This is a genomic window from Burkholderia sp. FL-7-2-10-S1-D7, assembly GCF_001524185.1.
Classification (GTDB): Bacteria; Pseudomonadota; Gammaproteobacteria; order Burkholderiales; family Burkholderiaceae; genus Burkholderia; species Burkholderia diffusa.
In genome coordinates this window covers 169,529-192,875 of the sequence record NZ_LOWY01000100.1, presented here as the reverse complement: position 1 = coordinate 192,875, position 23,347 = coordinate 169,529, and the positions used below count along the sequence as shown (strand labels likewise).

At 67.7% G+C, this 23,347-nt stretch carries 21 protein-coding genes; 13 read left to right on the top strand and 8 right to left on the bottom strand.

The genetic code is table 11. The annotated features are described in order from the left end of the window. Positions 1-5: 5 nt before the first annotated feature. The 3 genes from WS75_RS28960 to WS75_RS28950 all read right to left on the bottom strand — a co-directional run bounded on the left by WS75_RS28960 (position 6) and on the right by WS75_RS28950 (position 4,720). On the bottom strand, positions 6-1,535 hold the full coding sequence (locus tag WS75_RS28960) for a CoA-acylating methylmalonate-semialdehyde dehydrogenase (RefSeq protein WP_059685770.1): 1,530 nt from the start codon (positions 1,533-1,535) through the stop codon (positions 6-8). 107 nt (positions 1,536-1,642) lie between these two features. Further along, positions 1,643-3,349, bottom strand: a complete 1,707-nt coding sequence (locus WS75_RS28955; RefSeq protein WP_059685768.1) for an AMP-binding protein — start codon at positions 3,347-3,349, stop codon at positions 1,643-1,645. Positions 3,350-3,586: 237 nt separating this feature from the next. Continuing rightward, positions 3,587-4,720, bottom strand: a complete 1,134-nt coding sequence (locus WS75_RS28950; RefSeq protein WP_059686358.1) for an acyl-CoA dehydrogenase family protein — start codon at positions 4,718-4,720, stop codon at positions 3,587-3,589. A 137-nt stretch (positions 4,721-4,857) separates the two neighbouring features. Between WS75_RS28950 and WS75_RS28945 the strand changes: the two genes are divergently transcribed. The 3 genes from WS75_RS28945 to WS75_RS28935 all read left to right on the top strand — a co-directional run bounded on the left by WS75_RS28945 (position 4,858) and on the right by WS75_RS28935 (position 8,346). Then, positions 4,858-5,892 (top strand): AraC family transcriptional regulator, encoded by a 1,035-nt coding sequence (locus WS75_RS28945; protein WP_059685766.1) that lies wholly within the window; start codon positions 4,858-4,860, stop codon positions 5,890-5,892. 121 nt (positions 5,893-6,013) lie between these two features. Continuing rightward, entirely contained in the window at positions 6,014-7,576 is a 1,563-nt protein-coding gene (locus WS75_RS28940; RefSeq protein ID WP_059685764.1) for an NfeD family protein, read from the top strand. Next, entirely contained in the window at positions 7,573-8,346 is a 774-nt protein-coding gene (locus WS75_RS28935) for a slipin family protein (protein ID WP_059685762.1), read from the top strand. The genes WS75_RS28940 and WS75_RS28935 overlap by 4 nt, the downstream gene beginning before the upstream one ends. Before the next feature lie 87 nt (positions 8,347-8,433). Here WS75_RS28935 and WS75_RS28930 read toward each other — a convergent pair whose 3' ends face one another. Beyond that, positions 8,434-9,711: an HAD family hydrolase gene (locus tag WS75_RS28930; protein WP_059685760.1), complete on the bottom strand. Its 1,278-nt coding sequence runs from the start codon at positions 9,709-9,711 to the stop codon at positions 8,434-8,436. 493 nt (positions 9,712-10,204) lie between these two features. On the opposite strand from WS75_RS28930, the gene WS75_RS28925 reads away from it, so the two are divergent. The 5 genes from WS75_RS28925 (at position 10,205) to WS75_RS28905 (ending at position 14,862) form a co-directional block, all read left to right on the top strand. Further along, positions 10,205-11,083 (top strand): M24 family metallopeptidase, encoded by an 879-nt coding sequence (locus tag WS75_RS28925; protein ID WP_059685758.1) that lies wholly within the window; start codon positions 10,205-10,207, stop codon positions 11,081-11,083. 49 nt (positions 11,084-11,132) lie between these two features. Beyond that, entirely contained in the window at positions 11,133-12,920 is a 1,788-nt protein-coding gene (locus WS75_RS28920) for an SDR family oxidoreductase (RefSeq protein WP_059685756.1), read from the top strand. Between the two features lie 34 nt (positions 12,921-12,954). Further along, positions 12,955-13,860 (top strand): metal-dependent hydrolase, encoded by a 906-nt coding sequence (locus WS75_RS28915; protein ID WP_059685754.1) that lies wholly within the window; start codon positions 12,955-12,957, stop codon positions 13,858-13,860. A gap of 88 nt (positions 13,861-13,948) precedes the next feature. Then, complete coding sequence (locus WS75_RS28910; protein ID WP_059685752.1) at positions 13,949-14,236, top strand: hypothetical protein; 288 nt, start codon at positions 13,949-13,951, stop codon at positions 14,234-14,236. A 251-nt stretch (positions 14,237-14,487) separates the two neighbouring features. Next, the gene (locus tag WS75_RS28905) at positions 14,488-14,862 is read left to right on the top strand and encodes a DUF2917 domain-containing protein (RefSeq protein WP_059686356.1); all 375 of its coding nucleotides are present in this window, start codon (positions 14,488-14,490) and stop codon (positions 14,860-14,862) included. 173 nt (positions 14,863-15,035) lie between these two features. On the opposite strand, the gene WS75_RS28900 is transcribed toward WS75_RS28905, so the two are convergent. Further along, on the bottom strand, positions 15,036-15,314 hold the full coding sequence (locus WS75_RS28900; protein ID WP_059686354.1) for a hypothetical protein: 279 nt from the start codon (positions 15,312-15,314) through the stop codon (positions 15,036-15,038). Positions 15,315-16,074: 760 nt separating this feature from the next. On the opposite strand from WS75_RS28900, the gene WS75_RS28895 reads away from it, so the two are divergent. Further along, positions 16,075-17,376, top strand: a complete 1,302-nt coding sequence (locus tag WS75_RS28895; RefSeq protein WP_059685750.1) for an NCS2 family permease — start codon at positions 16,075-16,077, stop codon at positions 17,374-17,376. Positions 17,377-17,484: 108 nt separating this feature from the next. Here WS75_RS28895 and WS75_RS28890 read toward each other — a convergent pair whose 3' ends face one another. Further along, positions 17,485-18,336, bottom strand: a complete 852-nt coding sequence (locus tag WS75_RS28890) for a LysR substrate-binding domain-containing protein (protein ID WP_059685748.1) — start codon at positions 18,334-18,336, stop codon at positions 17,485-17,487. Between the two features lie 199 nt (positions 18,337-18,535). Here WS75_RS28890 and WS75_RS28885 point away from each other — a divergent pair, with 199 nt between their 5' ends. Genes WS75_RS28885 through WS75_RS28875 form a run of 3 tightly spaced genes read left to right on the top strand, consistent with a single transcriptional unit; the run spans position 18,536 to position 20,273 of the window. After that, entirely contained in the window at positions 18,536-19,066 is a 531-nt protein-coding gene (locus WS75_RS28885) for a hypothetical protein (RefSeq protein WP_059685746.1), read from the top strand. Positions 19,067-19,079: 13 nt separating this feature from the next. Beyond that, a complete protein-coding gene (locus tag WS75_RS28880) occupies positions 19,080-19,406 on the top strand; it encodes a hypothetical protein (RefSeq protein WP_059685744.1) in 327 nt (108 codons plus the stop codon). A 3-nt stretch (positions 19,407-19,409) separates the two neighbouring features. Beyond that, positions 19,410-20,273 carry an MBL fold metallo-hydrolase gene (locus tag WS75_RS28875; protein ID WP_059685743.1) on the top strand — a complete coding sequence of 288 codons (864 nt, stop codon included), beginning with the start codon at positions 19,410-19,412 and terminating at the stop codon, positions 20,271-20,273. Positions 20,274-20,424: 151 nt separating this feature from the next. Here the strand turns inward: WS75_RS28875 and WS75_RS28870 are convergent, their stop codons facing one another. Both WS75_RS28870 and WS75_RS28865 read right to left on the bottom strand, forming a co-directional pair. Beyond that, on the bottom strand, positions 20,425-20,712 hold the full coding sequence (locus WS75_RS28870) for a DUF1488 domain-containing protein (RefSeq protein ID WP_014898618.1): 288 nt from the start codon (positions 20,710-20,712) through the stop codon (positions 20,425-20,427). Between the two features lie 241 nt (positions 20,713-20,953). Next, positions 20,954-21,145, bottom strand: coding sequence for a DUF2964 family protein (locus WS75_RS28865; protein ID WP_059686353.1), 192 nt, complete (start codon positions 21,143-21,145; stop codon positions 20,954-20,956). 273 nt (positions 21,146-21,418) lie between these two features. Here WS75_RS28865 and WS75_RS28860 point away from each other — a divergent pair, with 273 nt between their 5' ends. Then, positions 21,419-23,311 carry a sigma-54-dependent Fis family transcriptional regulator gene (locus WS75_RS28860; protein WP_059685741.1) on the top strand — a complete coding sequence of 631 codons (1,893 nt, stop codon included), beginning with the start codon at positions 21,419-21,421 and terminating at the stop codon, positions 23,309-23,311. Positions 23,312-23,347: the final 36 nt, after the last annotated feature.

The window sequence follows — 23,347 nt, the reverse complement described above, 5'->3', positions numbered from 1 at the left end:
CCGGCTCAATGCAGCCGGATCGTCGTGTTCACCGGGCCGGCCGTCGTGTCGTCGTCGAACCAGCGCGCGGTGACCGTCTTCGTCTGCGTGTAGAACTGCACGACCTGCTTGCCGTACGGGCCGAGATCACCGAGCTTCGAGCCGCGCGAGCCGGTGAAGCTGAAGAACGGCACGGGCACCGGAATCGGGATGTTGATGCCGACCTGGCCGACGTCGATCTCGCTCTGGAACTTGCGCGCGGCCGCGCCGCTCTGCGTGAAGATGCCCACGCCGTTGCCCATCGGGTTCGCATTGACGAGCGCGATCGCTTCGTCGAGCGTGTCGACTTCCATCACGACCAGCACCGGCCCGAAGATTTCATGCGTGTAGATCGTCATGTCGGTCTTCACGCCGGAGAAGATCGTCGGCCCGATGAAGTTGCCTTCCTCGAAGCCGGCGACCTTCACGTCGCGGCCGTCGAGTTCGAGCTTCGCGCCTTCCTTGATGCCCGTGTCGATCAGCGACAGGATGCGCGCCTTCGCGCCGCGCGACACCACCGGCCCGACGTCGGTGCCCGCTTCCGAGCCCGCGTTGACCTTCAGCTGCTTCGCCTTCGCGACGATGTCCGGCAGCCACTCGCGCGCGTTGCCGACCAGCACCGCGACGGAGGTCGCCATGCAACGCTGGCCCGCCGCGCCGAAGCCGGCGCCGACCAGCGCGTTGATCGCCTGCTCGCGGTTCGCGTCGGGCAGCAGGATCGCGTGGTTCTTCGCGCCCATCATCGACTGCACGCGCTTGCCGTGCTGACTGCCGAGGTGGTACACGTGCGTGCCGACGGCGGTCGAGCCGACGAACGAGATCGCCTTCACGAGCGGATGCGTGCAGATCGCGTCGACCACTTCCTTGCCGCCGTGCACGACGTTCAGCACGCCCTTCGGCACGCCGGCCTCGATCGCCAGTTCGACGAGCTCCATCGTCGACATCGGATCCTGCTCCGACGGTTTCAGCACGAACGTGTTGCCGCACACGATCGCCATCGGGAACATCCACAGCGGAATCATCGCGGGGAAGTTGAACGGCGTGATGCCCGCGCACACGCCGAGCGGCTGGCGCAGCGTGTAGGTATCGACACCGCCCGCGACGTTCTCCGCGAATTCGCCGAGCTGCAGCGTGCCGACGGAGCACGCGTGCTCGACCACTTCGAGGCCGCGGAAGATGTCGCCTTCGGCATCGGGCAGCGTCTTGCCCTGCTCGGCCGTCAGCGTCTTCGCGATGCGCTGCAGGTTCGCGCGCACGAGATCCTGGAACTTCAGCATGATGCGCATGCGCGCGGAAATCGGCGTGTTCTTCCATGTCGCATACGCGACGTGCGCGGCCTGCACGGCCGCGTCGACTTCCGCGACGGTCGCGAACGGCACGCGCGCGAGGACCTGCTGCGTCGCCGGGTTGACGATGTCGCGCCACTCGCTCGTGGTGGACTCGACGAAGGCGCCGTCGATCAGCAGCTTGACCGTCGGCACGTCTTGCCCCGTGCGGGGCGTCGGATTCGCGTTCATCGATGCACTCTCCTTGCAGTGGGCCGTGTCGCGTCATGCAACGCGCGGCCGGTTCGATCGGTGCCGCGGGCGACGGCCGCGATATGCGGCACGCGGCCCACGGCAGGTCATTTCAGTTCGGCGGCGAAATCTTCTTCCCAGTATTCGCCGGGCATGCGCGTGGTCGCATCGTCGCCGCGCTCGATCTCGCGGCGGCGCAGCTCGACGCGGCGGATCTTCCCCGAGATGGTCTTCGGCAGCTCCGCGAACTGCAGGCGCCGGATGCGCTTGTACGGCGCGAGCTTCTCGCGCGAGAAGCGGAAGATCTCCAGCGCGAGCGCGGGACTTTCCTCGTACCCCTGGCGCAGCGTGATGAAAGTCTTCGGCACCGACAGCCGCACCGGGTCCGGGCTCGGCACGACGGCCGCTTCCGCGATCGCCGGATGCTCGATCAGCACGCTTTCGAGTTCGAACGGGCTCAGCCGGTAGTCGGACGACTTGAACACGTCGTCCGCGCGGCCGATGTACACGTAGTAGCCGTCGTCGCCGCGCATCGCGATGTCCGACGTGCGGTAATGGCCGTCGCGCATCGCGTGGGCCGTCGCGTCCGGATTGTTCGCATAGCCGTTCATCAGGCCGACCGGGCGCGTCACGCCCGCGCCGATCGGCAGCGCGACCTCGCCTTCGCTGACGGGCGCGCCGTCCGGGTCGAGCAGCGCGATCCGGTAGCCGGGCAGCGGGCGCCCCATCGAACCGGCGACGACGGGCTGGCCCGGTGTGTTGCCGATCAGGCAGGTCGTCTCGGTCTGGCCGTAGCCGTCGCGAATCGTGATGCCCCACGCCTTCTTCACGCGCTCGATGATCTCGGGATTCAGCGGCTCGCCGGCGCCGACGATCTCGCGCAGCTTCACGTCGAACGACGCGAGCGGCTGCTGCACGAGCATGCGCCACACCGTCGGCGGCGCGCACAGCGTCGTCACCTGGTATTTGACGAGCGCGTCGAGCACGACCTTCGGCTCGAAGCGCGCGTAGTTGAACGCGAACACGCACGCCTGCGCATTCCATGGCGCGAAGAAGCAGCTCCACGCATGCTTCGCCCAACCCGGCGAGCTGATGTTCCAGTGAATGTCGCCCGGCTGCAGGCCGACCCAGTACATCGTCGACAGGTGCCCGACCGGATAGGTGCGGTGCGTATGCTCGACGAGCTTCGGCTTCGACGTCGTGCCCGACGTGAAGTACAGCAGCATCGGATCGTTCGCGTGCGTGATGGCGTCGGGCTCGAACGCGGCGCTCGCCGCGTAGCCGTCGTTCATCGCGAGCCAGCCCGCGCGCGGCGCGCCGGCGACGATCTTCTGCTTGAGGCCGAGATCGGCCTGTTCGAATTTCGCGGTTTCGCTCTCGTCGACGATCGCGTATTTCGCGCCGCCGATCTGCACGCGATCGCGCACGTCGTCGGCCGACAGCTGCGTGGTCGCGGGCAACACGATCGCGCCGAGCTTCATTGCGGCGAGCATCGCGTCCCACAGCTCGACACGGTTCGGCAGCATCAGCAGGATCCGGTCGCCGCGCACGACGCCGATGCCGCGCAGCCAGTTTGCGATCCGCGACGAGCGCTCGGACATCTGCGCGAACGAATACGGATCGCCCGTGCCGGTTGCCGCGTCGACGATCCACAGCGCGGGCTTGTCGTTGCCGCGCGCCATCGGGTCGAAGTAGTCGAGCGCCCAGTTGAACGCATCGAGCACCGGCCATTCGAAATCGCGGTACGCGGTTTCGTAGTCGGTGCGATGGCGCAGCAGAAAGTCGCGTGCGTCCAGGAATGCCTGTACCGTCATCGTGTCGTCTCCTGTCTCCTGTCGACGAGAGTCAGCGCATCAACGCTTGCTCTCGTCCCATGCCTCGTGCGGTCGGTCCAGTGCATGGCTGCAGCGCATGCCCGGTTCCGTGTCGCGCGGCGCACGGTCACGTCGTTGCGTGCCGCGTTTGCCGCGCTGCCTTCGTGCCCTGCCTGTTTGCCTGCCTGTCTGGTTCTTTGCGTGGTTGTCGGTGGAGCGCGCGTCGCGATTCAGGACTCAAAGCTGTCGCGCGATCACCATCCGCTGCACTTCGCTGGTGCCCTCGTAGATCTGCGTGATGCGCGCGTCGCGATAGTGACGCTCGACTTCGTAATCGGCGAGGTAGCCGTACCCGCCGTGGATCTGGATCGCATCCGAACACACGCGCTCGGCCATCTCGGACGCGAACAGCTTCGCCTGCGATGCTTCGGACAGGCACGGCAGCCCCGCCGTGCGCAGCTTTGCCGCGTGATGCACGAGCAGGCGCGCCGCGTTGATCTGCGTGGCCATGTCGGCCAGCTTCTGCTGGATCGCCTGGTGCTCGGCGATCGGCTTGCCGAACTGCACGCGCTCGCGCGCATAGCGGCGCGCCTTGTCGAACGCGGCGCGCGCGATGCCGAGCGCCTGCGCGGCAATGCCGATGCGCCCGCCTTCCAGGTTCGACAGCGCGATCTTCAGCCCTTCGCCGCGATTGCCGAGCAGGTTTTCTTCCGGAATCGCGCAGTTCTCGAACGTGATCGGGCATGTGTCGGATGCGCGGATGCCCATCTTCTTTTCAGGCTTGCCGACGATGAAGCCCGGCGTGTCGGTCGGCACCAGGAACGCGGAAATGCCGCGCTTGCCGGCTTCAGGGTCGGTCATGGCAAAAACGATCGCGAGCCCGGCGCGCTGGCCGTTGGTCACGAACTGCTTCGCGCCGTTCAGCACCCACTTGCCGTCGCGCAGTTCCGCCCGCGTACGCAGGTTGTTCGCCTCGGAGCCGGCCTGCGGCTCGGTCAGGCAGAACGCGCCGATGATGCGGCCCGCCGCCATCTCGGCCAGCCAGCGATCCTTCTGCGCGGGCGTACCGAAACCGAGGATCGGCCCGCAGCCGACCGAGTTGTGCACGCTCATCAGCGTCGCGCACGCGGCATCGCCGGCGGCGATTTCCTCGATCGCCAGCGCGTAGGCGACGTAATCCGTATACGCGCCGCCCAGCTCCTGCGGCACGATCATCCCGAGCAGGCCGAGTTCGCCGAGCTGCGCGACGACGGCGTCGGGCAGGTGCGCGTCGTGGTCCCACTGCGCGGCGTTCGGTGCCAGCACCTCGGTGGCAAAAGCACGCGCGGCGTCGCGGATCATCCGCTGGTCTTCGGTGTAAAGCTCGTCCATGGCGCTGCTGTCTCCTGCGGCCGCGTGCGGCGACCGACCTTTCGTTTCGATGCAACAAGTGTAGGCAAGCGCGCGCGACTGTTCGATGCTCGCGCCGCTCATTTACACTGAGCGTTTTTGCCATACCGGCGGCTTCGATGAAGCAGGAAGACAAGGGAACCGTCGCGATCAGCCTCGTCGCTTACAGCGTCGCGCTCGCCACCCGGCGCGGCGTCGCGGCCGAGCCGCTGCTCGCGCAAGCCGGCATCGCGCCCGCGCTGCTCGCGCAGCCGCGTGCGCGGGTGTCCGCGCAGCAATACGGGGCGCTGTGGAACGCCATTGCGCGCGCGCTCGACGACGAGTTTTTCGGGCAGGATCGCCACCCGATGCGCAGCGGCAGCTTCATCGCGATGAGCCAGGCGGCGCTGTCCGCGAAGGACGGGCTGCATGCGATGGCGCGCGCGGTGAATTTCATGCACTGCGTGCTCGACGACCTGCACGCGGAGCTCGATGCCAACCCGCAGCGCGTGCGGCTGCGTTTTGTGCACCGCAACGGCACCGCGGCGCCCGCGATGTTCACGTACGCGACCTACTTCATCATCGTGTACGGGCTCACCTGCTGGTTGATCGGGCGACGCATCCCGCTGCTCCACGCGAGCTTCCGTTGCGACACGCCGCCGGCCGACCATGAATACCCGTCGATGCTGTGCGACGACATGCGGTTCAACCAGCCCGATTCGTATGTCGATTTCGATCCGGAATTCGCCACGCTGCCGGTCGTGCAGAACGCCAAGACGCTGAAAACGTTCCTGCGCAACGCGCCGGCCAGCTTCATCGTCAAGTACCGCAACCCGAACGCGCTCGCGCAACGCGTGCGCACGGTGCTGCGCGGCATGCCGCCCGCCGCGTGGCCCGGCGCCGACGGGATGGCCGCGCGGCTGCACGTGGCCGAGGCGACGCTGCGCCGCAAGCTGCACCAGGAAGGCCACGCGTACCAGTCGATCAAGGACACGCTGCGGCGCGACCTCGCGTTCGAGGCGCTGGCCGATCCGTCGCGGACCATCGCCGACGTCGCGGCGGCCGCCGGTTTCGCGGAACCGAGCGCGTTCTACCGCGCGTTTCGCAAATGGAGCGGGCGCAGCCCGGCCGAATATCGGAAAGAAGCGCTCGCGCGCGGCGGCGGCGTCGGCTGAATCAGCGGCGCGCCGCCGCAACTTCGCGCTTTCCGCCGAAACCGCCTAATCTTCAATCATCGGGCCAACGCCCTTTACGCGAGCCGGACGGCGTGCGGCTGCGCGCCGCCCGGACGCCCCGATGCGCATTCACCGTCATGGGCCGCCGCCGGCACCTGCATCGCCCGGCGGCCGCCCCCGTCACCCGCTGTCCGCGCGGGTCGCGCGCGCCGCGCTGTTCGCGGCGCTGCTCGTCGTGTGCGCGGCGGTTGCCGCCCCGCCCCCCGCCGCCGCACCCGCACCCGCGGCCGCGCCGCCGGTGTTCGTGATTCCGGTCAACGGCGCGATCGGGCCGGCCAGCGCCGACTTCATCGTCCGCTCGCTCGACCGCGCGGCGCGCGAGCACGCGCCGCTCGCGATCCTGCAACTCGATACGCCCGGCGGGCTCGACACGTCGATGCGGCAGATCATCAAGGCGATCCTCGGCTCGCCGGTGCCGGTCGCCGCGTTCGTCGCGCCGGGTGGCGCACGGGCCGCGAGCGCCGGTACCTATATCGTCTACGCGAGCCACATCGCCGCGATGGCGCCCGGCACCAATCTCGGCGCGGCGTCGCCAGTGCAGTTCGGGATCGGCGGTGGCGCGCCGGGGACGCCAGGCGCGCCCCGACCGCCGCCAGCCGGGGCATCGGGTGCTGCCGGTGCATCCGCGACGCCGGCCGAGCTGCCGAACGATATGCAGTCGACCGAGATCCGCAAGGCGACCCAGGACGCCGCCGCGTACATCCGCGGCCTCGCGCAGTTGCGCGGACGCAATGCCGGATGGGCCGAGCGCGCGGTGCGCGAGGCATTGAGCCTGTCCGCGACCGAAGCGCGCGCGCAGCATGTCGTCGACCTGATCGCGCAGGACCCGGCCGACCTCGCGCGCCAGCTCGACGGCCGCACCGTGACGACGACCGCCGGCACGGTGCGGCTTGCGACCGCGCATGCGCCGCTCGTCGTGCTCGCGCCCGACTGGCGCAGCCGCTTCCTGTCGATCATTGCCGATCCGAACGTCGCGCTGATCCTGCTGACGATCGGCATCTACGGTCTGTTCTTCGAATTCGCGAATCCCGGGTTCGTGCTGCCGGGCGTCGCGGGCACCATCTGCCTGCTGATCGGGCTGTTCGCGATGCAATTGCTGCCGATCAGCTATGCGGGCCTCGGGCTCGTGCTGCTCGGGCTCGGCTGCCTCGTCGCCGAGGCGTTCCTGCCGACCTTCGGCGTGCTCGGTTTCGGCGGAATCGTGTCGTTTACGATCGGCGCATTGATGCTGATCGATACCGACGTGCCCGGCTACGGTATTCCGTGGCCCGTGATCGGGAGCCTCGCGCTCGGCGGCGGGCTGCTCGTCGCGGGCGTGTCGAGCGTTGCGCTGCGCGCGCGGCGGCGGCCGGTCGTGACGGGCGCCGAGGCGATGGTCGGCAGCATCGGCGAAGTGCTCGACGACGGTTTGCAGGCCGACCAGCCGCACGGCGCGGCCGGCCCCGCGCCATCGGCCGCGGGCTGGGCGCGCGTGCATGGCGAGCGCTGGCGCGTCGCGAGCAGCGTGCCGCTCGCCGCGGGCTGCCGCGTGCGCGTCACCGGCCGCCAGGGGCTGATGCTCACGGTCGCACCGCTCTACGACGTGCCGGCACACGAACAACAACACCAGGGAGCACCGTCATGATGGGCTACACGTTTGGCTTCAGCAGCGTCCTGATCGTCTTCGTCGTGGTGCTCGTCGCATCGTCGATCCGCATCTTTCGCGAGTACGAGCGCGGCGTGGTGTTCATGCTCGGCCGCTTCTGGAAAGTCAAGGGGCCGGGGCTCGTGCTGATCATCCCGATCGTCCAGCAGGTCGTGCGGATCGACCTGCGCACCGTCGTGTTCGACGTGCCGCCGCAGGACGTGATCACGCGCGACAACGTGTCGGTGAAGGTGAATGCGGTCGTGTATTTCCGCGTCGTCGATCCGGAGAAGGCCGTGATCCAGGTCGCGCGCTTCTTCGACGCGACGAGCCAGCTCTCGCAGACGACACTGCGCTCGGTGCTGGGCAAGCACGAGCTCGATGCGCTGCTGGCCGAGCGCGAGCAGCTGAACGCCGACATCCAGAAGACGCTCGACGCGCAAACGGATGCGTGGGGGATCAAGGTGTCGACGGTCGAGATCAAGCACGTCGACCTGAACGAGACGATGGTGCGCGCGATCGCGCGGCAGGCCGAGGCCGAGCGCGAACGGCGCGCGAAGGTGATTCATGCGGAGGGCGAGCTGCAGGCGTCGGAGAAACTGCTGCAGGCCGCGCAGCGGCTCGCGCAGGAGCCGCAGGCGATGCAGCTGCGCTATCTGCAGACGCTGACGACGATCGCGGCGGACAAGAACTCGACGATCGTGTTTCCGCTGCCGATCGATCTGCTGGGGGCGCTGCTGGACCGGCTGGGCTCGCCGCACGAGCATTGAGCCGCGCGGGCGCCGGCCCGCACGACGCCGCAGCCTCAGCCGATGCCGATGGACGCCGGGCCGCGGCGGCCCGGCGCCCACCCCGCGTCAGGCCAGCAGCTTGCGCTCGGTCTTGCCGTACTTGATCGACTTCTCGTCCGGAATCATCAGGCCCGTGTGCTCGTCGCGGCCCTGCAGCAGGAAGCGGGCATCCGGGTTGCCGATCTGTTCGGCCGCGAGCTTGCTGTCCGCGCCGATCTCGCCCTTCTTCATCCGGTTGACGATCACGCCGGCCGCGGTGTCCTTGAAGTCGCGCAGCATCCATGCGTCGCCGTCGCTGTCGCCGAACACCAGCAGCGGCCCGTAGCCCTTCTTCGACACGAGGACGTTGCGGATGCCCACCGTCTTGCCGGGCCCCCAGTTGAAATGCCAGCCGGCCGGATAGGTGCTCGTGTATTTGCCGTCCTGCATGTCGAGCCGCAGGCCGATCACGTTCTCGGGCGCCACGCCGTAGCCATAGTTCGGATTGCCGGCGAATACGCGCACGACATCGTCGAGCGACGCGGTGCTCACGTACACGTCGATGCCATTCGCACGCAGCGTATGCATCACCGCGCGGATTTCCTCGTGAATGCGGATGCCATGGAAATGCGTGTCGGCCACCACGCCGGCCTTGCCAGGCAGCGCCTTCGGGCTTTCGTAACGGACCTTGCGCAGCGCGTCGCCGATACCGTAGTTGTTCGATGCTTCCGCCATCGCCTGCAGCTCGGCGGTCGTCATGTTCTTGTAGAAGTAGATGATCCACTTGTAGCCGACTTCGAGCGGATGCGTGTCGCAGATCGCGTCGTACATGAAGTACAGCTTCGCGCGGAAGTCCTTGAACTGGTCGGTCTCGCGAATCTCGTCGAGGCTCTTGTCGCCGCCGAGGCCCTTGTAGTTCGCGTAGAGCCAGCGGTAGTCGGACTCGACGTCGGCGGCGAGATCCTCCATCGTCACCGGCTTGCCGTCGACGGTCGTGTAGTCCTTCATGAACGCGCCCTTCGGCACGTCCTTCCACATCACATCGACGAACTCGTCCGGCGTCAGTTTGTACTGCAGATGGTTGATCTGGTACATCAGCAACGCCTCTTCGCAGTCGTTCATGATGCACGTGTTGTCCCAGTCGAACACCGCATACGGGCGGCGCTTTCCGTCATAGCGCGCGCTCGCGACGCCATGCCGGTCGAGCACCGCCTGCAGGCGCGCGGCGTTGAACGGCGACCAGCGGCCCGGGTCCAGCGCGTCCGGCGCGGTTGCGCTCTTCGCGCCGGCCATGCCGGCCTTGAGCATCAGCGGCGTCGCAGCGGTCGCCGCGGCCAGGGTGTTCATGAACTTGCGGCGTTGCATGGTCTCTCTCCGTGGAATTGTCGAATCGGCTTGGGTCGTAGCCCCGCGCAACGCGCGGCACACCCGCCCCGCGAAGCCGGAAAGGCTTCGAATCGGGGGCGAATGATGTGACGAAATTATTTCGGCAATTTGACAGCGTCTCGCCACCACACGACGGAGAGTTGATCCGGCGCGACATGCCGGCCTGCGTCGACACCGCGCGGGGCGCTCTCCGGCCGGCTCCGCGCACGGGACACGCGCGCGGCGACAGCCACCGGCCCCGACCGCCGGAAACCTAGAGCGTCCCCTCCATTTCGGCCTGCATTAGGAGAAGCCCTCACCTCCGCGCCACGTCGAACCGGCTATGATCTTTACATTGATCAATGACACATTAAATGCTGACTGAATAATTCGCCCTGGATCGGCGGCGAATGGATTCCGGATCAGCGCCCCAGCCTTGCACAGGCCCCGCGTCGCCGAAGCGCGAACGCGGGCCGACACATGGAGACGCCTCATGCCCGACCATCCGCTGCCGGAAGTCCATCTCGACGAGCTGCCGCAATTCCGCGCGGTCCAGCAGCTTGCCTATCGCTGCGTCGAGACCGTCGGCGCGATGCTCCATCCCGGCATCACCGAGAAGGAAGCTGCGCGCCTGCTGACCGAATGGCTGCGGGACAACGGCGTGCACGACTGGCTGCACAAGCCGTTCGCGTGGTTCGGCGACCGCACCGCGTTCGAAGGCTTCTCCGGCCTGAAGCACATGGGCGGCTTCAACCTCGCGTTCTTCCCGAGCAACCGCCAGCTCGAGACCGACATGCCCGTGATCCTCGACGTCGCGCCGGTGCTCGACGGCATCGTGGCCGACGTCGGCTACGCGCACTGCCTCGGCCACAACCCCATCCTCGAACAGTTGCAGGACGACCTGATGGACCATCGCGAGATGATCGTGCGGCTCGTGAAGGAGCGCCGCCCGATGGCCGAGGTCGCGCAGGCGGTGGACGCGCTGTGCCGCCGCCAGGGCGTCGAGCCGCGCCACAAGGCCTATCCGTTCAAGGTGCTCGCGCATCGCGTCGCGAAGATCCACAAGCTGTCGACACCGCGCTTCGTCGCGCGCTTCGGGCTGAACGCGACGCGCAACCTGCTGCTCGACCAGGGCCGCGCGGCGAAGCGGCAAGGCTGGTCGCCGCTGTGGTCGATCGACCGCCGCTCCGAGCACGCGCCGGTGCCGGGCCTGTGGGCCGTGGAGCCGCATCTCGGCTTCGCCGGCGTCGGCGCGAAATTCGAGGAACTGCTGGTGATCACCGACGACGACGCGTACTGGCTCGACGACGACCTGCCGCACGTGCGCCGCTGGCAGCGCCGCCAGGCCGAACGCATGCAGGCCGTCGCCTGACACGTCCGCGTCTCGCCCCCTTCCCGAATCCCTGAACGACGGACTCACGATGCAGCCTCTTTCCGATGAAGCGCCGCTGGCCCTGTTCGAATCGGTTCACAGCGAGACGGCCGTCGCCTCCGGCGAACTGACGCTCGCGGTCAGGACCTGGGGCGACCCAGCCCGCTCGCCGGTCGTGCTCGTGCACGGCTACCCCGACGACAGCAGCGTCTGGCAGCAGGTCGCGCCGCTGCTCGCGCGCAAGCACTACGTGATCGCGTACGACGTGCGCGGCGCGGGCCTGTCCGGCGCGCCCAAGCGCACGGCCGACTACCACCTCGCGAAGCTGACCGACGACTTCATCGCGGTGATCGACGCGCTCTGCCCCGGCCGCGCGGTGCACCTGATCGCGCACGACTGGGGCTCGATCCAGGGCTGGGAGTTCGTCACGGATCCGCGGCTCGCCGGCCGCATCGCGTCGTACACGTCGTGCTCGGGACCATGCCTCGACCACGTCGGCTTCTGGCTGCGCGAACGCGTGCTGCATCCGACGCCCGCGTCGTTAGCCAGGCTCGGCGGGCAGCTCGTGCGCTCGTGGTACGTGTATCTGTTCCATCTGCCGTTCATCCCCGAGCTCGGCTGGAAGCTGTGGCTCGGCCGCGCATGGCCGGGCCTGCTGCGCCTGGTCGAGAAGACCCCCGCCGCGCCGCGCGCGACGCAGGCCGACGACGGCGCGCGCGGCGTACGCCTCTATCGCGCGAACTTCATCCGCTGCCTGTTCGCGCCGCGCGAGCGCTACGCGCACGCGCCGGTGCAGACGATCGTGCCGCTCGGCGACAAGTACGTGAGCCCGGCGCTGTCCGAGAACCTGTCGCGCTGGGTGCCGCAGTACTACCGCCGCGAAGTCGCGGCCGGCCACTGGCTGCCGCTCGCCGATCCCGCGCGCTTCGCGGGCCTCGCCGAACAGTTGATCGACGCGGTCGAATCGGGCGACGAGCCACCCGCGCTCGCGAACGCACGCCGCCGCGCGACCAGCGGCCGCTTCAGCGGCAAGGTCGCGGTCGTCACCGGCGCGGGCAGCGGCATCGGCCGCTGCGCGGCGCTCGCATTTGCCCGTGAAGGCGCGACCGTCGTCGCGTGCGACATCGATCTCGCGAGCGCCGAGCGCACCGCCCTGCTGCTCGGACTCACCGGCGCGCAGGCGCATGCAAGACGCGTGGACGTCGGCTCCGCCGACGAGATGGAAGCGCTCGCGGCATGGGTCGGCAGCGAACTCGGCGGCGCCGACATCGTGATCAACAACGCGGGCATCGGCATGGCAGGCGGCATTCTCGACACCAGCGAGCGGCACTGGGAGCGCATCCTGCACGTGAACCTGTGGGGCGTGATCCACGGCTCGCGGCTGTTCGCGCAGCAGATGGCCGCACGCGGCACGGGCGGCCACATCGTCAACACCGCGTCGGCCGCCGCGTTCGGGCCGTCGCGCGACCTGCCCGCGTACGCGACGACGAAGGCCGCCGTGCTGATGCTCAGCGAATGCATGCGCGCGGAACTCGCGGAAAAAGGCATCGGCGTGACGGCCATCTGCCCCGGCTTCGCGGAAACCGGAATCATGGCGTCGACGCAATACGCGGGCGCCAGCGCACAGGACGAGGCGCGGCTGCGCAAACGCGCGACGAAGCTGTACCAGATGCGCGGCCTGAAGCCGGAAACCGTCGCGCAGGCGATGGTCGACGGCGTGCTGCGCAACCGGCCGGTCGTGGCCGTGGGCACCGAGGCGCACGCGCTGCGCTTCGTCGGCCGCTTCATGCCGTGGCTCGGCCGGATGCTTGCCCGCGTCAGCATGGCCTCGCATTGACGGCGCGGCGCGCCGCACAGAAACGGAGACACCGATGACCGCTACCGCCGACTATCACAAGATCAAGGCCCGGCACGTGAAGTTCGACTTCAGCGACACGCCGATCACCTGGGTGCCAAACGACCCGGGCAGCACGCACATCATCAACACGCTGAACCTGCTGTTCCCGGAAGGCGAGCTGTGGTTCTGCCGCGTGTACAACAAGGCACTGCCGAACATCACCGATGCGCGCCTGCGCGACGAAGCCGAAGGCTTCCTGCGCCAGGAAGCCGTGCATTCGCGCTCGCACGGCGGCGTGCTCAAGCATTACTACGACCGGCACGGGATCGACACGAAGCCGTTCACGCAGAAGCTGAACTGGCTGTTTACGCGCGTGCTGGGCGAAGCGCCGTTCGGGCTGAAGATCGGCCACACGCGTTTCTGGCTGCGTCAGCAGCTCGCGGTGATCGCGTCGCTCGAACATTTCTTCGGCTATCTCGGCAACTGGGTGCTCAATGCGCACGGGCTCGACGAAGGCCGTGCCGACCCGACGATGGTCGACCTGCTGCGCTGGCACGGCGCGGAGGAAGTCGAACATCGGACCGTCGCGTTCGACATCTACAACCACATGGGCGGCAACTATCCGGAGCGCTGCGTGCACATGGCGTTCGTGATCGTGCTGTTGCTCTACTTCATCACGAGCGGCGCGAAATTCATGTACCGGCGAGATCCCGCCGCCGGCCGCTACCCGGGCTTCGTGCTGTCGTGGTGGAAGGGTTCCCGACGCGGGCACCTGCCGTCGTTCTGGAAAGTGATCGGCGCGGCGTTGCGCTATTTCAAGCCGGGCTATACGCCGCATCACGAAGGCTCGACCGAGCAGGCGCTTGCGTATCTGGCGCGCTCGCCGGCCGCGCAAGCGGCCGCGCATGGCGGCAACTGGGGCACGACGAAGGGCGCGTGACCGGGTCCGCAAGCGGGTTCGCGACGGTTTCGGCGGGGCGCCGGCCGAAATGCGTACAATCGCGGCTTCATTTCCCGGAGGTGCCGCGATGGCCATGAAGAAAACCGATCTAGAAAAGAACAAGGCGCTCAAGCTGACGCAAGCGATGAAGCAGTCCAGCTCCGCCCGCTTCGGCAAGGCTGCCGAGGACGCAGCGAAGCTCGACCGCCGCGCGCAGCGCAAGCTCGACCAGGAGCAAGGTCTCGTGCCGTTCGCGTGCAAGCTCAACGCCGAACTCGTCGAACAGCTGAAGGCACGCGCCGCCACCCATCCGAACGGGATGACCGGCCTGCTGTCCGAACTGCTCGTCAACGGCCTCGCCCAGCGCGACGCGTGATCGTCGCAAATCTCGAAAATAGTCGTTGACAACGCCGAACGACATCGACAAACTCGTTCGCATGCCTACGTTCAAGCTCATCGCCATCGCGAATCATTGCCCGGTGAACATTCGAAAGAATGGATCACGGGAGGCGCTTGTGCGTTAGCATCCGAGCAGTACCGCATGTCACACAAGGCCTCACCGGAAACGGATGAGGCCTTTTTGTTCTGGTGCGCGTCATCCGTCCGGCTCAACGAATGGAGCAGACGATGGACCAGGCAAGCCCGTTGTTCGACCGTCCCGATACGCGCCGCGTCGGTGCGATCGCGTTACCGACCGTCGTGATCCGCTTCGCGGTCGCGCCGCGCACGACACTGACCTGGCGCGCGCCGAGCGATGCGGAAATTCGCGCGCACGGCGCACCGCTGTGGATTACGCGGCCGCCGAGCGTCGACGACTACTGGGTACAACCCGGCGACGTGCTGCGCATCGCGCGCGGCGATCGCATCTGGCTCGGCACCGATGACGACCGGCCGGCCGAAGCGTCGATCACGACGGCGTACGTGAGGCGCGGCGAACGGCTGAGACGCACGCTCGCGCGAATGCAACGTTTGCTCGCCGGACGATGGCGAAGACGGGATTGACGATGCGCGCTCACGCGCGCGGCGGGGATGCCGGAACGCGCGGAATCACCGTATCCGGAAATGGACGCACCCGCGACGCAACGCGTCGCAGGTGCGCATCGAATGACGCGGCACGCACGTGCGTGCCGCGTGCGATCGCGCGCCGTGCGCAACCCTCACATGCATCATGTGCATCAGGTGCTGGCGGCGAGACGCGGGCCCGTGCTGCGAGGCGTGGACTCGACGTCGGGGCGTTGCGCTGCCTGCGAGGTCACCCACGGGTCGATGCCTTGCTTTTGCACCTCCTCGAGAAATGACACCCGCGTACGCCAGTAATCCGCCTGTAATTTCGCATCGATGACGCGCTGTTCGGCTGCGAACAGTTCCATGCGCGCCGTCACGAGCATCGATGCAGCGGTTTTTTCCGGCGTGGGGGCGTGCCGCATCGCCCAACGGCTGATCCAGTTCAACATGCTGACCTCCGTGATGACGGGCGAACCCGCATCGGGCAATCGCAACCGGTCGCGCCTGCCCGAATGCGCAACGACCGTCACCACGCTTCACCGCCCGGCCTGCACGGACTGCGACTCCCCCGCGTCGGCAACATCTGGCCGGCGTGTGCGCGCGGTGTATCTATCCTAGAAACACTTGCCGGTTAACGCGATGACGTCTTGCAATCTTTTACACAGAAACCACAGTCGGGCGCGCACCGCGAAATGACAGTTGCGGACGCGACGGCTTCGGCGCAGGATAGCCCGATATCTGCAACCGCCTGGACTGACGAATGGCTGCCGCATGCCGCCGCGCACCCGCGCCGGTCATGCGCGCGCTCGCGCAGATATTGCGTCCATCCCGTGTTCGCCCCTCGTGCGGCCGTGCCATTGCAGTCGCATGTCGTCGCGTTGCGGCAGCACCCGCCTGTCGATCATGCCGTTGCGCCCGCATCGGCCGACACGGCCCGCCCGTCGTCGAATCGTTTCCATCGTTTCTACCTGCCCGCCTCGTCCGAACCGGTAAAATGCGCGCCTTCCCCGCGCGGCCGGCCTGTCCAGCCGTTCGCGCGAACGCCGTCGATCGTGCCCCGCAACTATATCGTCCGAGCTATCCGCGCTATTACAATCCGCCGATAGCGTCGCAATAGTGGCTGGTTACAGTACGCCGGCCTCGCGCTGCCTTACAACAATTCGGCACGAACAACAAGCAACACGACAACCCGACCGGAGAAACGCCTTCATGGAATCCATCAAACGGTATTTCGGCTTCGACGAAGCCGGCACCGACTTCCGCACCGAAATACTCGCAGGCGTCACCACGTTCCTGACGATGGCCTACATCATCTTCGTCAACCCCGCGATCCTCGGCGATGCCGGCATGCCCAAGGAATCCGTGTTCGTCGCGACCTGCCTCGTCGCGGCGCTGGCGTCGATCATCATGGGGCTGTACGCGAACTACCCGATCGCGTGCGCGCCCGGCATGGGCCTGAACGCGTATTTCGCGTACACGGTCGTCAAGGGGATGGGCTTCACGTGGCAGGCCGCGCTCGGCGCGGTGTTCATCTCCGGCTGCCTGTTCCTGCTCGTCACGCTGTTCCGCGTGCGCGAGGCGATCGTCAACGGCATTCCGAAATCGTTGCGCATCTCGATCACCGCCGGCATCGGCCTGTTCCTCGGCATCATCTCGCTGAAGACCTCGGGTGTGATCGTCGGCAACCCCGCCACGCTCGTCACGCTCGGCGACCTGCACAAGCACGATACGATCCTCGCGATCATCGGCTTCTTCACGATCGTCACGCTCGACCACCTGCGCGTGCGCGGCGCGATCCTGATCGGCATCATCGGCGTCACGATCCTGTCGTTCTTCTTCGGCGACAACCAGTTCCACGGCGTGTTCTCCGCGCCGCCGTCGATCGACGCGACGCTGTTCAAGCTCGACATCCGCGCCGCGCTGTCGACCGGCATCATCAACGTGATCCTCGTGTTCTTCCTCGTCGAACTGTTCGACGCGACCGGCACGCTGATGGGCGTCGCGAACCGCGCGGGCCTGCTCGTCGAGGGCAAGATGAACCGCCTGAACAAGGCGTTGCTTGCCGACAGCACCGCGATCGTCGCGGGCTCGCTGCTCGGCACGTCGTCGACCACCGCGTACATCGAAAGCGCGTCGGGCGTGCAGGCCGGCGGCCGCACGGGCGTGACGGCGATCACCGTCGCCGTGCTGTTCCTCGCGTGCCTGTTCATCGCGCCGCTCGCCGGCGTCGTGCCGGCCTACGCCACGGCACCGGCACTGCTGTACGTGTCGTGCCTGATGCTGCGCGAGATGGTCGACGTGCCGTGGGACGATGCGACCGAAGCCGTGCCGGCCGCGCTGACCGCGCTGCTGATGCCGTTCACTTACTCGATCGCGAACGGCGTCGCGTTCGGCTTCATCGCATACGGCGGCCTGAAGCTGCTGACGGGCCAGGCCCGCACGGTCAAGCCGATCGTGTGGATCATCGCAGCCGTGTTCCTGTTCCGCTTCTTCTATCTCGGCAGCGAGTGACGCACGCGCGCCCCTGTGCGCGGCAATATGAAACGAAAACGCCACCTTCGGGTGGCGTTGTCGTTTTGGTCTTGTTTTGGCTACGCGGGTCGTGTAAGCGAGCGCCGGTCACGCCTCCGCCTGCCGGAGCACCCAGCGCGCGAAGGTCTGCAACGGCCCGTCGCCCAGCTCCAGCGCCTCGGGCAACACGAGACAGAAGCGCTTGACCACGCCCCGCCCGTCGGGCCACGGCGCCGCGAGCAACCCTTGCGCGATCTCGGCCTCGACATAGAGGCGCGGCACCAGCGCGACGCCGAGCCCGGCCAGCGCCGCCGCGATCAGCATCGAGTAAAGATCGTAGCGTGCGCCGGCGGCCGGATTGCTCACCGGCAGCCCCGTCTCCTGCACGTACGCCGACCACGCATCAGGTGTCTGGCGCTTGTGCAGGCGCGGCAGCGTGCCCAGCAATACGTCCGGCTGCCCGGCCGCGAGCAGCGACGGATGGCAGACCGGCACCAGCACCTCCTCGCACAACCGGTACGTATGCATGCCGGCCCAGGCCGGATGCTCGAAGTGAATCGCCGCATCGAAACCGCTGCCGGCCAGCACGAACGGCTCCGCGCGATCGGCGAAATGCACCGTGATGTTCGGATGCTGCGTCTGGAATCCCTTGAGCCGCGGAATCAGCCAGCGCGTCGCGAATGTCGGCGTCACGGCGATATCGACGCTGCCGCCGTCGCCGGGCTGCCCCATCATGTACTGGCTGTCGCGCTCGAGCCGGTCCAGCACTTCGCGAACCTGCGCCGCGTAGCGCACGCCGTTCGGCGCCAACCGCACGCGGTTGCCGACCCGCTCGAACAGCGCGACACCCAGGAACGTCTCCAGCCGGCCGATCTGCCGGCTGATCGCGCCTTCGGTCAACGCCAACTCGTCGGCGGCGCGCGCGAAGCTTCCATGCCGCGCCGCGGCCTCGAATGCCATCAATGCCGAATTGCTCGGAATCCTGCGTCGCGTCACGATTGCTCCCGGTCCGACCGCCGTCGGTCATGGCTTGATCAAATGTCATTGAACGGTGACGAATCATCGTTTTTCCGCCATCCACCGGCTCATTATCATGACAAAAACTCAACCCGTCGAGCAGCCATCGTCCCCGAAGGCCGCTCCCCCCCGTGGAGAAGTCATGATCTATGCCGTTGAATGCAGCATCGCCGAGCCCGCCGTCGAAGCCGAGTGGAACGACTTCTACAGCCGGATCAAACTGCCCGCGCTGATCTCCGTATCCGGCTTCCGCACGTCGCAACGCTTTCGCGCACTCGGCGGCGACGGCCCCGTCTACCTCGCGCTGCATACGATCGACGGCCCGGACGTGCTGACGTCGGCCGAATATCGCGACAAGGGCGGCGGCAATTTCGCTCGCTGGCAGCCGCACATCGTCGAGTGGCGCCGCAACGTATACGACTGCGCGGGCCCCGCGCCGGCCGTCTCCGGCCATCAATGGCTGGCCGTGTGCGACGACCCCGCCCCGTTCGCGCGAGCAGCGATCGCAGCCACGGCCCTGCATGCGCTCGCGCTGGATCGGCGGCCGGCCGCGCGCTGGCTGGCCGTCCTCACGCACGATCAGGCTCGGCTCGGGTCCGATGCCGCGATCCGGCTCTATGCACCGATGGGTGACCCACTCGTCAGCACGCCGACATCGGCAACCGCACGCTGAGCGGAGCCCGACCATGCCCAGCGTCACGATCTTGATTTCCGAGGCGAGCATGCCGGCCGACACGGCGCTCGACGCGTTGTCGTCGGCCTGCGAGAGGCTCTGCACCGGCGTGTTGAGCGCCGCCCCCGGCACGGTCCACGTCGTGTACGTCCCGGTCCGGCACGGCTGCGGACATCCGGTCAGCGCGGAGATCCTCTTTCGCACCTCGGCATTTCGCACCACTGAACTGATGGACCGGTTCATGACCGAGCTGGATCGCGAGATTCTTCGCCACACCGGATTCGTCGCACGCATCCGCTGCTTCGGCTACGACACCGCCCACCTTCACGCCCGGCATTGACCCATGAGCGCACCTGTTCAACCCCCTTCTTTCCCGCGTCGCCAGATCGGCGATTTCACGGTGATCGCGATCAGCGACGGCACGCTGACGGCCGGCCTCGACCAGCTGTCGAACATCGACATCGACGACGCGGCCGGCATCATGCACCGGGCCGGCATACACGCGCCGTCCGACGTCAACATCAACTGCTATGTCATACGCGGGAACGGGCGCACCGTGCTCGTCGACACCGGCGCCGGCGGCATCCGGAACTGGGGCGGCCTGCTCCGTCCGTCGCTGTGGCAAGCCGGCATCGATGCACGCGACATCGACACGGTCCTGCTGACGCACGCGCATCCGGATCACATCGGCGGCCTCCTCGACACGGACGGACATCCGGCCTTTCCGCAAGCGGAGGTGCTCATTCACGAACGGGAACGTGCGTTCTGGCTGGACGACGCCATGTACGAGCGGGCAAACGAGCGCGCACGCGTCAATGTCCGGATCGCGCGGCGCACGTTCGACGTGTATCGCGCGCATCTACGCACCATCGAGGCAGGCGACGTGCTGCCCGGGATCGTCGCGGTCCCGCTGCCGGGGCACACGCCCGGCCACACCGGCTATCGCGTCGAATCGCGCGGCGAGCGCCTGCTGATCTGGGGCGATCTCGTGCATTTCGCGCCGATTCAGGTTGCGCGCCCCGACGTGTCGATCGCGTTCGATCACGATCCGTCGCAGGCATCATCGACGCGCGCGGCCACGCTCGCCGAAGCCGCTTCGGATAACTTGCTGATTGCGGGCATGCACCTCGCCGACACGGGCTTCGCACGCATCGCGCGCACGAACGGCGCAACCGGCGGCGCGTATGTGCTTGGCGGGGCGGATTGAGCGAAACGGAACGCGGGCACGCCAGTGTGCCGCACGACGCTCGAACGTGCCGCGCACCGCTCAGGCCGAGCGCGTTACCGGACGCGCATGCGCCGATATGACACGGGCGCCGGTATCCGGCGCCCGCTCCGTCGCTGCCCGGTCGTCCGGCTCAGCGCCAGTTCGCTTCGTAGAAGCGCACGTAGCCGCTGCGCAGCGTCACGCATTGCGCGCGCGTCTCGGACAGCAACCGCCGTGCGGCCGCCTCGATACGCTCGCGGTGCTGATCGTACGCACCGACCATGTCCTCGAAGCGCGGCGATGCCGCACCGAAATGATCCTCCAGCGCCTCGGCGGTGATCTGACATTGAACGCGCTCGCCATTGACCAGCGCCGTGAAACCAAGCATCAGGTCGCGCCCCGAATATTCGGGCTTCTCATTCGTGAAATGAATCTGCATGGGAGCCGCCTCGTCCGGTAGAAAGCAAATGACCGCGTCCATCGTCCGCCACCGGCCGGACGAAAATTCACGCGGGCTCGCCGGTAGAGGCAGGATCCACGGGGTATGGCGCGGACACTGCATGCCGGTTGCATTCCACTTTAGACGGTTTCGCGCAGGAGGCAAATTTTGCGATGTGCGTCGTTCCGACGCGCATTTTCATCAGACCAGCGCGACATCCGGCACCGTTTGCCGGGCGGCGTCAATGGGGATCGGAGGGCCAGATGTTCAGAGCGATCGCGGCGGTCGTGGCGCCTACCGCGATCGCGGCCGCCCCGTATTGCACCGCGTCGCTCAGGTCGAACAGCAGACCATGGATCGCGACGGCGATGCCGCCCAGCATGATGAAGGTGGCGATGGCCGCCAGCACGACTCTCAGTTCCGTCCGAACCATGATGGGTCTCCCGAACGGATGCATGTCACGTCGCATGCATGTTGCGATGCGGAACACGGCGCGTGCGCGTTCCACTTTCATCATTGCATGCGGGCGCTTAAAAGCAAGGGGTTTTTGTACGCAGTCGCACAACGCGCACGGGGCTTGTATGATGAGGCGATATCGATAGCGGCGGCCCGGGTGGCGGATGGTGCGGTGCAAAGCGTCAACGCGGGGCGACCGGGAAGCATGGGGCCTCGGTAAGCGCCAACGGGGGCCGACAGGAGACAAGACATGCCTCAATCTTTCGTGCTGCCCGCCACCGCGGGCCGCAACGACCTGCTCGCGCAGGCGCATGCCCGTTCGATCGCGGTCGGCCTGCGCGCAAACGAGCAACCCGATTTCTCGCCGCTGTCGCGGCTCGCGCTGCGCGAACTGCTCGACACGAACCACGCATTGTTCGCACACGCGCGCCCGGTGATGGAGAACCTCCACGCGCAGATCGCCGACACGCAAAGCCTCGTGCTGCTCACCGACGCCGACGGCGTGATCCTGCACAGCATCGGCGACGCGGACTTCATCGAAAAGGCGAACCGCGTCGCGCTGTGCACCGGCGTGTCGTGGGCCGAAGGCGCACGCGGCACCAATGCGATCGGCACCGCGCTCGCATCGGGCCAGGCGGTCGCCGTGCACGGGTCCGAGCACTTCCTGCGCGCGAACCATATCCTCACCTGCTCGTGTGCGCCGATCATCGACTCGTTCGGCCGCACGCTCGGCACGCTCGACGTGAGCGGCGACCCGCGCGGCTTCAGCCCCCACACGCTCGCGCTCGTGCGGATGTCCGCGCAGCTGATCGAGAACCATCTGTTCGCGAACCAGTGCGCGGAAGCACTGCGGCTGCGCTTCCACGCCCACGAGGACTGCGTCGACTCGCTGTTCGCCGGCCTCGTCGCATTCGGCCCCGACGGCGGACTGATCGCCGCGAACCGCAGCGCGCAATTCCAGCTCGGCGCGACCTTCGATGCGTTGCAGCATCAAGGCTGCGATGCGCTGTTCGGCATGCGCTTCGGCCAGCTCGCGCAGCAGGCCGCCCGCGCACCCGGCGCACCGTTCAGCCTCACGCTGTCGACCGGCGTGCGCGTGCTCGCACGCTGCGAATTCGCGGAAGCGCACAAGACGGCCGTCGCCGTCGCGCCGCCCGCGCCCGCCGTGCGCACGCGGGCTCCGGACCCCGACGCGATCACGTTCGCGACGCTCGACACCGGCGATGCGCGGATGGCCGCCGTGCTCGAGCGCGTCGCGAAGATTCGTGGCCGCGATCTGCCGTTGCTGATCCTCGGCCAGACCGGCACCGGCAAGGAATGGCTCGCGCGTGCGCTGCACCAGGCATCGCCGCGCGCGGACGGCCCGTTCGTCGCGGTCAACTGCGCGGCACTGCCGGATTCGCTGATCGAGGCCGAACTGTTCGGTTACGAGGACGGCGCCTTCACCGGTGCGCGCAAGCGCGGCAGCCCCGGCAAGATCGCGCAGGCCGACGGCGGTACGCTGTTTCTCGACGAAATCGGCGACATGCCGCTCGCGCAGCAGGTCAGGCTGATGCGCGTGCTGCAGGAGCGCGCGGTGATGCCGCTCGGCGGCGCACGCGCGGTGCCGGTCGACGTGCGCGTGGTCTGCGCGACCCACCGCGACCTGCGTGCGATGATCGCCGAAGGCACGTTCCGCGAAGACCTGTTCTACCGGATCAACGGGCTCGCGGTCACACTGCCGCCGCTCGCCGCGCGCACCGACCTGCCGGCGCTGGTCGAGCGGATCCTCGCGCGGCTCGGTCGCAGCGAGCCGATGCCGAGCCGCCTCGCGACCGACGTGCTCGACGCGTTCATGCGGCACCGCTGGCCCGGCAACCTGCGGCAAATGACCAACGTGCTGCGCACGGCCGGCATGCTCGCCGAAGACGAAGCCGAAATCACGCTCGCGCACCTGCCCGACGATTTCTGGCTCGACTGCGACGCCGCGCCCGCGGCCACGCCCGCGCCGGCCGACACGTGCGAAGCAACGACGACACTGCAGCGCCACCAGGCGGCGGTGATCGACGCGGTGCTCGCGCGGCACGGCGGCAACGTATCGGCAGCCGCGCGGGAGCTTGGGCTCGCGCGCAATACCGTGTACCGCTACCTGCGCCGACACTGACGTCCCGGGCCGGCTGCCCGACGGGCGCCGGCCGCG